The organism is Streptomyces sp. NPDC028314 (assembly GCF_055565795.1).
Map to the genome: position 1 here is coordinate 168,460 of NZ_JBVHTP010000001.1, position 11,662 is coordinate 180,121.

Sequence of the window (11,662 nt, forward strand, 5' to 3'; positions counted from 1 at the left end):
CAGGTCAGCGGGTGGCCGCGACAGCGGCGGCGGGGACGTGCGGAACCCAGCGCTGGTGCACGGGTGCGGATGCCTCGCGCAGCAGGTGGAGGCGGGGCGGAACGCGGTCGGTGCGCGCACCCGGCGGGCGGCGGCTGCCCGCCCGCCAGGAGGCGGGCCACGGGGCGGCCGGACCGCTGTAGCCCTGGGCGGCCGCCGCGTGCAGGGTCCACAGGGGGTCGTGCAGCTGCGCACGGCCGACGGCGCACAGGTCGGCCCGGCCGGCCAGGATGATCGAGTTGACGTCGTCGTACGTGGAGATCGCGCCGACGGCGATGGTCGGGACGTCGGTGGCGTTGCGGATCAGGTCCGCGTACGGCGTCTGGTAGCTGCGGCCGTACCGGGGGCGCTCGTGGGCGACGACCTCGCCGGTGGACACGTCGACCGCGTCGGCGCCTGCCTCGCCCAGAGCGCGGGCGATCTCCACCGCATCGGCCTCGCTGGTGCCGCCCTCGGCCCAGTCGGCGGCGGATACACGGACCACGAGCGCCTTGCCCTCGGGCCAGACGGCACGCACGGCGCGCAGCACCTCCAGGGGGAACCGCAGCCGGCCCGCGAGGCTGCCGCCGTAGCCGTCCGTCCGCACGTTGGTCAGCGGCGAGAGGAAGCCGGACATCAAGTGGCCGTGGCCGTACTGGAGTTCCAGGGCGTCGAAGCCGGCGCGCTCGGCGCGTTCGGCCGCGCGGACGAAGTCGCCTGCGATGTCGTCCATGTCCTGGCGGGTGGCTTCCCGTGGGACACCGGCGTTCTCGTCCCAGGCCAGCGGGGAGGCGGCGACCAGCGGCCACCCGTCGGCTCCCAGCGGGACGGCCCTGCCGTCCGGTCGGGGAACACCGGTCGCGGCGCGCCGCCCGGCGTGGGTGAGCTGGATGCCGAGGCAGGTGTCGGACTGGCCGCGCACGAAGTCCGTGATGCGCCGCCAGGCGGCCTCCTGCTCGTCCGTGTACAGGCCGGGGCAGCCCGGGGTGGCCCGGGCGTCCGCGCCGACCGCCGTCATGCCGGCGAAGACCAGGCCGGCGCCACCCAGGGCCTGGGTGCTCAGGTGGACGAGTTCGAAGTCGCCGGGCACCCCCTCCCGGGCCGTGTACAGCGCGGTGGGCGGTACGACCACACGGTTGCGCAGGTGCAGGCCGCCCAGCTGGAACGGGCGGAACATCGGCGGGACGGTGGCGGCGGCGCCGGGCCGCAGGGCCGTCAGCGCGCTCCGGCCGACGTGCCAGGAGTCGACCGCGGCGGTGAATCCCTCGTCGCGTACGCGCAGGTTGTCGTAGGTGACGCGGCGGCTGCGGGTGAGCAGGTTGAAGGCGAACTGCGGGGGCTCCTGGGCCGTGTAGCGGCCGACGTTCTCGAACCATTCGAGGCTGGCCTGGGCCGCCCGCTGGGTGGATTCGACCACCGGCCGGCGTTCGGCCTCGTAGGCGGCGAGCGCCGAGGTCACGTCGGGGTGCTCGTGCAGGCAGGCGGCGAGGGCCAGGGCGTCCTCCATGGCGAGCTTGGTGCCGGAGCCGATGGAGAAGTGGGCGGTGTGCGCGGCGTCCCCGAGCAGGACCACGTTGCCGTGGCGCCAGGAGGCGTTGCGGACGGTCGTGAAGCGTATCCACTTGGAGGCGTTGGGGATCAGCCGGTGGCCGTCGAGGTGGTCGGCGAGGATCTCCTCGCACAGCCGCACGCTCGCCTCGTCGCTCTCCCCCCGTGCGAACTCCCGGTCGGCGAAGGCCTCGAAGCCCGCCCGCCGCCAGTCGTCCTCCGCGATCTCGACGATGAAGGTGCTGCGCTTGCCGTCGTACGGGTAGGCATGGACCTGGACGGAGCCGAAGTCCCGCTTCTCGACGATGAAGGTGAAGGCCTCGAAGACGCGGTCGGTGGACAGCCACATGTAGCGGCAGTGGCGCTCGTCCAGGTCCGGGCGGAAGCTCCTCGCATACGTCTCGCGGGCCGTGGAGCGGATTCCGTCCGCGGCGACCACCAGGTCGTAGTCGGCGGAGAGCTCCTCGACGGGCGGCGCCTCGGTGCCGTAGTGCACCTGGACCCCGAGGTCCGCGCAGCGCCCCTGGAGGATCTCCCTCAGCCGGTTGCGGTCCAGGGCGGCGAAGCCGTGGCCGCCGGAGACGTGGACCTGGCCGCCGTAGCGGACGTCGATGTCGCTCCACCGGGCGAACTCCGCCGACATGGCCGCGAACACCTCGGGGTCGGCCTGCGCGATGCCGTCCAGCGTCTCGTCGGAGAAGACGACACCGAAACCGAAGGCGTCGTCACGGGCGTTGCGCTCCCAGACCGCGATCTCCCACTCCGGTGAGAGCTGCTGGGCCAGGGCCGCGAAGTACAACCCGCCGGGCCCTCCTCCGATGACTGCTACACGCACGGTGTTCCTCCTAGTGGTTCCGGACAACAGAATATGTCGCTCTTTTGTCGGTCGTCAAGAATGCGGCACATCCTGTTCGGTGCATCGCATCACGTCGCATCACGTCGCATCACGTCGCATCACGCGAAGAGCTCGGGAGCCTGCGGACCGGCCTTGGTGAGGACCTCCCGCACCTCGTCGGGCCAGGCCGTGGAACCGGTGGCGCGCGAAGCGGAGTGGGCGATGACCATGCGCCCACTGGCGGCCGGCTCCTCCCCCTCACCGCGGACGGTGAAGGCGTAGTGCAGGGAGCTGGTTCCGACCTTGACCACCTTCAGTTCGGTGCGGACGGTCTCGCCGAACCACAGCCGGGCCCGGTAGTCGGCCTCGAAGTGAACCCGGGGCGTGCTGCCGAAGAGGTGGGCCAGTCCCAGCCGCCGCAGCAGGACGGCCTCGGCCGCCTCGACCCAGCGCACCACGGTGGAGTGGTGGTAGTGGCCGGCAGCGTCCGTGTCGGGCCATTCGACGCGTCGCTCGACGACAACGCTGGGCAGGTTCTGCGCGAGGGCTTCGGGGCATCCGGCGGCGCAGCTGTCCGTCGGTGCGGAGGCCGCCTGCCGCGTGCTGGAGGTGTCCATGATCGTGCCTTTCGTTCGACTGCTAGCCGGTGGTGGCGGGGGCGTGCGCGCGCTTGCGCAGCTCGGCGCGCTGGAGCTTTCCGTTGCTGGTGCGCGGGAGATCGGTGACGAACTCGACGGCGCGCGGGTACTTGTAGGGCGCGACGGTTCGCTTCACGTGGTCCTGAAGCTCCTTGACCGTCGCCGCGTCGGGCACGACGCCCGGGCGCAGGATCACGTACGCCTTGACGAGCATTCCGCGCTTGGCGTCGGGGGCCCCGACGACTCCGCACTCCTCGACGTAGGGGTGGGCGGCGAGCGCCTTCTCGACCTCGGGGCCGGCGATGTTGTACCCGGAGGAGACGATCATGTCGTCGCTGCGGGCCACGTACCAGAAGTAGCCGTCGGCGTCCCGGATGTAGGTGTCGCCGGTGATGTTCCAGCCGTCCCGGACGTACACGGTCTGGCGCGGGTCCTCCATGTACCGGCAGCCCGTGGGGCCGGTGACCGCGAGGAGGCCGGGCCGCCCGTCCGGGACGGGGCGGCCCTCCTCGTCGACCACGCGGGCGCGGAATCCCGGGACCGGCTTGCCCGTGGAGCCGGGACGTATCTCGCCGTCGGAGGCCGAGATGAACACGTGGAGCATCTCGGTGGCGCCGATGCCGTCGATGATGCCCAGCCCGGTGGCGGCGTGGAACTCCTCCCACACGGCCGCGGGCAGCGCCTCTCCGGCGGACACGCAGCGGCGCAGGCCGGCCAGCCGGCGCACCGCCCCGGCCGCCATGATCGCGCGGTAGGCGGTGGGCGCCGTGAAGAGCACGGTGACCCCGTGCCCCTCCACCAGGTCGGCCAGCTGCTGGGGGGCGGCCTGTTCGACCAGCAGGGTCGACGCACCCGCGTACAGCGGGAAGACCACCAGTCCGCCGAGCCCGAACGTGAAGGCCAGGGGCGGGGTTCCGGTGAAGACGTCGTCCTGGTGCGGCCGCAGGACATGGCGGGAGAAGGTGTCGGCGTTGGCCAGGACGTCCCGGTGGAAGTGCAGGGTCGCCTTGGGCCGCCCGGTCGTGCCCGAGGTGAAGGCGATCAGGGCGACGTCGTCGGCCGCGGTGGCGACATTGGAGAACCGCCCGTCCTTCGCGGCGCAGCGCGCGACCAGGTCCTCCCGGCCGGGACCCCCGTAGGCCAGCACGGCCGGTGCGGCAGCGTCGACGGCGGCGAGTTCGTCGAGGTAGCGGTGGTCGCAGACCGAGACGGTCGGCCGGCTGATCTCGTGCAGCTCCGCGAGCTCGCCGGCACGCAGCAGCGGCATGGTGGTGACGGCGACACCGCCGGCCTTCAGGACCCCGAGCCAAGCGGCCACCAGCCAGGGGTTGTTGGGGCCGCGCAGCAGCACCCGGTTGCCGGGGACGAGGCCGAAGTCCTCGGTGAGCACCTGGGCGACCTGGTTGGCGCGTTCGAGCAGGTCACCGTACGTCCAGCGGTCCGCGGGCGTCAGCAGGGCGGGCCTCTCGGCCCCCCAGCGCCGGACGGAGTCGTCGAGCAGGCGCTCGGCGCAGTTCAGCCGGTCCGGGTAGTGCAACTCGGGCAGGTCGAAGTGCAGTTCGGGCCAGAGGGAGAAGGGCGGGAGTCGATCGCGACAGAACGTGTCGATGTGAGCAGACGGGGAGAGCTCCATGGGGCGGCACCTCAATCTCGGGGCAGCGGGGAGAATGGAGCAAGTATCTCGCTAATCTTGCGACCGTCAATGATGCGCAATACCTGATTTTGTTAACAGCGGGTTGCGTGACCCTTCACCGGACCGCGGGCGTCACCCCACCGGAACGATTCGGTCACACCGAGTGATTACACGTGTAAGTGATGAGCCGAGAAGTGCGCCCGCGTGGAGCGTGAGCCGCGAGCACCGAATTGCCCGGGCCGGACCGTCGCCTTCGGGCGCATCTCGGTCGACTTACCCGGCCCCGGGGGCTTGCGCCACACCCGGGGCCGGACCGCCGCGCCCCCCGACGCGGCGCCTCCAATCAGCAGATTACACGTGTAACGACTTTCTGGGCAGAGCCTAGAGCCAGAGCCGGTTGTCCGCGGCGAGCACCGCCTCCCGCTCCAGGAGCGGCGCGAAGGCCCGTTGCAGCAGCAGGCACACCCCGCCTCCCGCGAGGGCTCCGGCGACAGCGTCACTGAGCCACTGGGCGTGCAGCCAGGTCCGGCTCCACATCATGGCCACGACGTACAGGGCGCCGAACAGCCACCACCAGCGCCTCGCGCGCGGCGGAAACAGGACGACGCCGGCCGCGATCACCAGCGTCACGGCCGTGAACACCTGGCCGGAGGGGTACGAGCCGTCGTTCACCAGCACCAGCGGATGCGGCGGCCGCGGACGGTCGACCAGCGACTTCAGCGGAAGGATCACCAGGATGTTGGTCACGACGGCGGCGGCGAAGACGAACAGGCCCGACCTCCAGCGCCCGTAGACGCACAGGCCGCCGGTCAGCGTCAGCGGAAAGACCACCCCCAACGGGCCGCCCAGCCTGTCGAGCAGGTAGGCGAGGTCCGCGGCCACCCCGCTCCCCCCACCGTCCATCCACTGTGCCCAGCTGTCGTCGAACGCCTGGAAGAACGGCGGCTGGTCACCTCCGAGCAGAAGGCCGACGGACAGGGCCATCAGCAAGAGTGCCGCTCCCGCCGCCAGCGCGCCGCGCGGCGGTGGAGCGGGAACGTGGTGCCGGGCAGGAGCGGATGACATCGGGGACGGGCGTCCTGGGGAGGTCGGGTCGATCATGCTTGCCTCAATCGGGGTCACCTTCCCGGCGTTCGGGCACGGGAAGGAACGGGCACGGGCGCATCGGTCCGACCGGCGCGATCGAGCGCGACGCGTCTCGCTCTGCGATGCGAGCCGGAGGGATGCGGGGGAAGGCGGCGCCGACGACTTCGCCGATGGGCGGCGGCCGGGCCGGGGCGGCGACGGGCGGTAGCGTCGCGCCAGCGGAGAGTATCGCGCTTAGCTGACTGTCGCTACGAATGCAACATAACTTTTGGACATCGCGGCGTCCGGTTCCCCGCCAACCGCCCGCCTCGCCGCCCCATGCCCGACCGCCGTCGCCGGCCCAGGCCCGGCCGCCGCCGTCAAGGCGGCGGCCCGTCAGAGATGCCGGAGGACGGCCGCGGTGAATTCGGCGGTGGAGGCGGAACCGCCGAGGTCGCGCGTCCGTACCGAGGTGGTGGCCAGGACGCGGGCGATGGCGTCGGTGACGTCGGTGGCGGCCTCGGGGTGTCCGAGGTGCTCGATCATCATCGCGGCGGACCAGATCGCGCCGATCGGGTTGGCGATGCCCTGCCCGGCGATGTCGGGGGCGGATCCGTGGACCGGCTCGAACATGGACGGGTACTCGCCCGGCGGGTTGAGGTTCGCGGACGGCGCGATGCCGATGCCGCCGGCCACGGCCGCCGCCAGGTCGCTGAGGATGTCGCCGAAGAGGTTGGACGCGACGACGACGTCGAAGCGGGCGGGGTCGAGGACGAACTTGGCGGCCAGCGCGTCGATGTGCTCCTGGTCCCAGTCGACCGCGGGGTGTTCGGCGGAACGCTCGGCCACCAGCTCGTCCCAGAAGGGCATGGTGTGCACGATGCCGTTGGACTTCGTCGCCGACGTGAGGCGGCCGCCGCGGCGTTCGGCGAGGCCGTAGGCGTAGTCGAGGACCCGCGTCACTCCCGCCCGCGTGAACACGGCTTGCTGCACCGCCATTTCCTCGGGGAAGCCGCGGTTCATCCGGCCGCCGATCTCGCTGTACTCGCCTTCCGTGTTCTCTCGGACGACCACGAAGTCCACCTCGCCGGGCGTGGCCGCGCGTACGGGGCTGGGAAGGCCCTCGAACACGCGGATCGGGCGGAGGTTGACGTACTGGCCGAAGGCCCGGCGGATCGGGATGAGCAGTCCCCACAGGGAGACGTGGTCCGGCACACCCGGGTACCCGACGGCTCCGAGCAGGATCGCGTCATGACGGCGGAGCTGCTCCAGGCCGTCGTCGGGCATCATCGATCCCTGACGCAGGTACCGCTCGCAGGACCAGTCGAACCCCGTGTAGGTAAAGGTGATGCCGTGGCGCCGGCCGACGGTGTCGAGGACCTCTCGCGCCGCGGGGAGGACTTCGGTGCCGATGCCGTCACCGGGTATGAGGGCGATGCTGTGGTTCGTCATGGCTCGGATTCCAGCAATCAGGCGCCGTCCGGGTCCAACACGTATCCCCGATGTGTCTCATAGGCCGTCCCTATGAGGCCGGTTCGATGGCGGCCTCCAGGAAGGCGCGGGCGGCCGGCGTGAGCTGCGCCTTGCGGCTCACCAGGACGTTGCGCTGGAGGGAGGCCGGTTCCAGGTCGAGGACGAGGGCTCCGGCCCGCTCGGACAGGTCGGCCCAGGACTGCGTCACCACTGCCAGTCCGACACCCCGGAGCACCAGGGGCAGGAAGGCCATGCGGTGTTCGGTCTCCACCGCGATGCGGATGTCGATGCCCTGCGCCCTCAGGTCGTCGACGTAGGCGCGGATACCGGTCCCCCGCTGCCCGACGATCAGCCGATGCCCTTCCAGCTGCTCCGCTCGAACCGCCCGCCCGGGCGGGAAGGGGCCCTCCCACGGGGTGACCAGGACGAGCCTGTCGTCTCCCACATGATGCGGGACGACGTCCCGGCTCGGCAGCGGCGACGAGGTGGTCAGCAGTCCGAGTTCACAGCCTCCCGTGCGCACCGTCTCGACCACGTCCTCGCGGGTGAGGGCTACGCGCAGGCTGAGCGACACCGCCGGAAAACGCTCGGTGAAGCGCTGGACCATGGTGCTGAGGGGTTCGATCGTGGGTGAGGCCATCGCGGCGATCGCCAGGCGCCCGCCGCGCAGTTCACGGACGGCGTCGACGCCGGCCCTGGCCAGTTCCAGCGCGTACAGGGCTTCCCGCGCCCGTGGAACCAATGCGGTACCGGCCTCGGTCAGGACGGCCTTCCTTCCGATCCGGTGGAACAGGGCGCTCCCCACGTCGCGTTCCAGGGCCTGCATGGCCTGCGAGAGGGACGGCTGCGACACGTAGAGCGCTGCGGCCGCGCGGTTGAAGCCGCCGTGGTCCACGATGGCGAGGAAGTACGTCAGCTGCCGGAAGTCCACGGTTCAGCGCGGGCCGTCCGCGACGAACCGCACGGTCCCGTCACCGCCGCGCCGGAGCAGGCCCGCCGTGGGGGCCGGGAAGTGCGTGCCGATGACGAGCGTCCCCGTGTCGGCGTACCGTTCGACGAATGCCCGCCGGGTGGCAGCGGCCTGAGCCGCGTCGGTGTCGGCGAGGCCGGCTACGTCGGGTTCGATGAACTGCACCGGGTGGTGCACGAGGTCGCCGGTGATCACGGCGCGTTCCTCGCCGGATTCGACCACGACCGCCACCTGCCCCGGGGTGTGCCCGGGGGCGGCTTCCAGGCGTACGCCGTCGCACACCCGGTGGTCGGTTCCGACGAAGTCGACGAGACCCGCGGCGATCAACGGCCCCATCGTGTCGTGGAGGTCGGCGCCCGCTTCGCCTGCCCAGTGGTCCCATTCCACGCGGGTGACGAGGTGCCGTGCACGGGGGAACGTCGGCACCCACTCCCCTTTCACCAGGCGCGTGTTCCATCCGATGTGGTCGAAGTGGAGGTGGGTGCACACCACGGTGTCGATCGACTCCGGAGGGTAGCCGAGGGCCGCGAGGTCTTCGAGCCAGGCCGAGTCGAGCATCGGCAGGAACGGCACCGAAGGCCGGGCGTTGCCCACGCAGGTGTCCACGAGGATCCTGCGCGTACCGGTGTCCACGACCAGTCCGTGCACCGAGAGCACGAAGGTGCCGTCCGCCCTGCTGAAGTCGGACGCCGGCCACGCGTACCTCTTCAGGAGCGCGGTGTCGTCCGTCCGCAGGACGGCCGCGAGGGGAACGGCCATCTCCGCCTCCAGCACCTTGTGCACCACGGTCGTACCAATGCGCCACGTCGTCATGCGACTCTCCATTCCAACCCGAGAGATAGAAGCATATTGACGAGCGCTAGAAATACGCAATAACTTGAGCTGTCGTACGACACCACCGCCCTGGAATGAAGCACCGCATGGGTCTCGCCCAGGACCGCACCGCGCCCGTCGTGAACACCAGCTCAGGCCGCATCCCGGTCTGGATCCACGGCGGCGCCTTCATCTCCGGGTCCGGCGCCATGCCCGACTACTCCGCCGAGACCTTCGCCCGGGGCGGCGACCTGGTGGTCGTGAAATCGTTCGCACGGGCGACCCCAACCACCCGGCCATGCCTCACCGGGAGCGCTTCGACCGGCAGTCGCGCACCACCATGCGCTTCGACACCGTCACCACGGCCCTTTCACATCGCCGATCGCATGCTCCGTCCAGATGGTCTTCCCCGCGCGGGTGAACCGGCTGCCCCAGCGGTCGGACAGCTGGGCGACGAGAAAGAGGCCGCGCCCGCCTTCGTCCGTCTCCCGGGCACGACGCAGACGGGGCTGGGTACTGCTGGGGTCGGACACCTCGCAGATGAGCTTGCGGTCCCGGATGAGCCGGAGCCCGACCGGGCCGCCGGCGTAGCGGATGGCGTTCGTGACGAGTTCGCTGGCGACGAGCTCCGTCACGAAGCCCAGTTCGTCCAGCTCCCACTCGGACAGCTGGCCCATCACCAGTTCACGGGCGTGCGCGACCAGGGACAGGTCGGGTTCGAGTTCCCACTCGGCGAGGCGGTCGGACGAAAGGGCGTGGGTACGGGCGAGCAGCAAGGCGACGTCGTCGCCGGGCGCTTGAGGCAGCACGCTGTCGAAGACGCTCTGGCAGATCTCCCCCAGGGCCGCGTTCGAATCCGCTCCGGCGAGCGAGCTCCTGAGCCTCTCCATCCCCTGCTCGATGTCGCCGTCTCGGCTCTCGACGAGTCCGTCCGTGAAGAACGCCAGCATGCTGCCGGGCTGTACGCCGAACTCGGTGACCTCGAAGGGCATTCCGCCGACTCCCAGCGGCGGTCCCGGCGTCATCGCGACGAAGGCCGGCTCTTCGCCCGGTGGCAGGAGGGCCGGGGGCGGATGTCCCGCGGTGGCGGCCGCGCATCGTCTCGCCACCGGGTCGTAGACGGCGTACAGGCAGGTGGCGCCGAGAACCGCTCGCTCGGAGCGGGATTCGCCGGTCGTCTGCTCGCTGGAGAGACCGAGCACCAGGTCGTCCACGTGCGTGAGCAGCTCGCCCGGGTCCAGATCGAGGTCGGCCAGGGCCTGCACCGCGGTGCGCAGGCGCGCCATCGCCGCCGTGGCGTCGAGGCCGTGGCCCACGACGTCGCCGACGACGAACGCCAGGCGCAGCGACGGCAGGGGGATCACGTCGAACCAGTCCCCGCCGACTCCCACGCCGCCGGCCGCCGGCTGGTAGACCCCGACCGTTTCGGCGGCCGTGAAGTCGAGGGCCGAGCGGGGCAGCAGGCTTCGCTGCAGAGCCACCGACGACTGGTGTTCCTTGGTGTAGCGGCGAGCGTTGTCCACTCCGAGCGCGGCCCGGGAGACGACGTCCTGGAGGAGGGCGGCGTCTTCCTCGCCGAATGCGGAAGACAGCTGAGTGCGCCAGACCGTGACGCAGCCGAGGATCAGGCCCCGCGCGTAGAGCGGCACCGCCACGGAGGAGTGCGCCCCGCCCGGGACCAGCAACGGCAGGCTCTCGGGATCCACGGCGAGCGTCGCGCGGAGAACGGCGATGTCGGACACCAGCACGGGCCGCCCCTCCATCAGGGGGCGCATCAGCGCATTGTCCGATACGGGAGGCACCACCTCTCCCACGGCCAGCAGGTCCTCCGCGGATATCTCCGGGCTCTGCGCGGAGGCGGTCCGGCGCAGCCGGACGTCGCCGCTGGCGTCGAGGTGGGGCGGCTCGTCGCCCACCATCACCGGCTCCGCGAGATCCACGGTCGCCAGATCGGCAAAACCGGGGACGAGCAGATCGACCAGGCTCTCGGCCATGGCCGTCACATCGAGCGAGGCGCCGAGGGCCTCGGCGGCGGCGTGGGACAACTCCGTGCGGCGCTTCTCGGAGTCGCGCTCGGCCGCCTCTGCCGCGGTTTCCGCTGACGTGACCAGTACCAGCCAGCGCAGCTGGGAGGTGGGATCGCCGCGGGCCCGCGCCCCGAGCCGGACCACCTTGAACACCAGGTCTGCCGTCCGGCCCGTTCGATCCCCGCCGGGCACCGTCACGGGGTCTGCGCCCGGGTCCGCTTCCGTGCCGTCGCGGGGAAGCAGCGTCAGCAAGGGAGCACACAACTGGCCTGGCGAGCAGTCGAGCAGTGTCGCAGCGCTCCCGGAACAGGCGACGACCACGCCCTCGTCGTCCAGTACGACCGCTGCCATGTCACTGACGGACGCCGAGGCCGGGCTCGGGCCACCCCGCTCCGGTTCGCGCATGTCGCCTCCACACAGCGTGGTCTCCAGTATCTCCCCCGGGAGGCCGCCCGGCGACCGGGCCCGCTGACGCCAGGCGTCGATGGACGGGTCCCGGCTGCCGCGCCTGCGGTGGATGGCCACGGCTGTGGCGGTGACCGGGAGCAGAGGGATGAGGAGAAGGGCGCCCCCGGGGCGCCAGGGTGTAGCTGCGCCGCATGCACCCGTCGACCACGTGTTCCGTGGTGTCGCAACGCGACT

The 11,662-nt window shown here is 71.3% G+C and carries 8 protein-coding genes; all 8 read right to left on the minus strand.

The features are described from left to right. Window positions 1-4: 4 nt before the first annotated feature. Window positions 5-2,401: a bifunctional salicylyl-CoA 5-hydroxylase/oxidoreductase gene (locus ACZ4TG_RS00815; protein ID WP_468159142.1), complete on the minus strand. Its 2,397-nt coding sequence runs from the start codon at window positions 2,399-2,401 to the stop codon at window positions 5-7. A 119-nt stretch (window positions 2,402-2,520) separates the two neighbouring features. After that, entirely contained in the window at window positions 2,521-3,018 is a 498-nt protein-coding gene (locus ACZ4TG_RS00820; protein WP_468159144.1) for an acyl-CoA thioesterase, read from the minus strand. Between the two features lie 22 nt (window positions 3,019-3,040). Then, window positions 3,041-4,672 carry an AMP-binding protein gene (locus ACZ4TG_RS00825; protein WP_468159146.1) on the minus strand — a complete coding sequence of 544 codons (1,632 nt, stop codon included), beginning with the start codon at window positions 4,670-4,672 and terminating at the stop codon, window positions 3,041-3,043. A 381-nt stretch (window positions 4,673-5,053) separates the two neighbouring features. Further along, complete coding sequence (locus ACZ4TG_RS00830; protein ID WP_468159148.1) at window positions 5,054-5,737, minus strand: phosphatase PAP2 family protein; 684 nt, start codon at window positions 5,735-5,737, stop codon at window positions 5,054-5,056. A gap of 396 nt (window positions 5,738-6,133) precedes the next feature. Beyond that, complete coding sequence (locus ACZ4TG_RS00835) at window positions 6,134-7,189, minus strand: tartrate dehydrogenase (protein ID WP_468159149.1); 1,056 nt, start codon at window positions 7,187-7,189, stop codon at window positions 6,134-6,136. A 70-nt stretch (window positions 7,190-7,259) separates the two neighbouring features. Then, a complete protein-coding gene (locus tag ACZ4TG_RS00840; protein ID WP_468159150.1) occupies window positions 7,260-8,141 on the minus strand; it encodes a LysR family transcriptional regulator in 882 nt (293 codons plus the stop codon). A gap of 3 nt (window positions 8,142-8,144) precedes the next feature. Then, on the minus strand, window positions 8,145-8,993 hold the full coding sequence (locus ACZ4TG_RS00845) for an MBL fold metallo-hydrolase (protein ID WP_468159151.1): 849 nt from the start codon (window positions 8,991-8,993) through the stop codon (window positions 8,145-8,147). 356 nt (window positions 8,994-9,349) lie between these two features. Beyond that, window positions 9,350-11,425, minus strand: a complete 2,076-nt coding sequence (locus tag ACZ4TG_RS00850; protein ID WP_468159152.1) for an ATP-binding SpoIIE family protein phosphatase — start codon at window positions 11,423-11,425, stop codon at window positions 9,350-9,352. Window positions 11,426-11,662 lie beyond the last annotated feature (237 nt).

Bases quoted from the DNA above. Each gene is read 5' to 3' on its own strand.
- ACZ4TG_RS00845 (WP_468159151.1), bottom strand. From the start codon at position 8,993: ATGACGACGTGGCGCATTGGTACGACCGTGGTGCACAAGGTGCTGGAG.
- ACZ4TG_RS00820 (WP_468159144.1), bottom strand. From the start codon at position 3,018: ATGGACACCTCCAGCACGCGGCAGGCGGCCTCCGCACCGACGGACAGC.
- ACZ4TG_RS00830 (WP_468159148.1), bottom strand. From the start codon at position 5,737: ATGTCATCCGCTCCTGCCCGGCACCACGTTCCCGCTCCACCGCCGCGC.
- ACZ4TG_RS00835 (WP_468159149.1), bottom strand. From the start codon at position 7,189: ATGACGAACCACAGCATCGCCCTCATACCCGGTGACGGCATCGGCACC.
- ACZ4TG_RS00825 (WP_468159146.1), bottom strand. From the start codon at position 4,672: ATGGAGCTCTCCCCGTCTGCTCACATCGACACGTTCTGTCGCGATCGA.
- ACZ4TG_RS00850 (WP_468159152.1), bottom strand. From the start codon at position 11,425: ATGCGCGAACCGGAGCGGGGTGGCCCGAGCCCGGCCTCGGCGTCCGTC.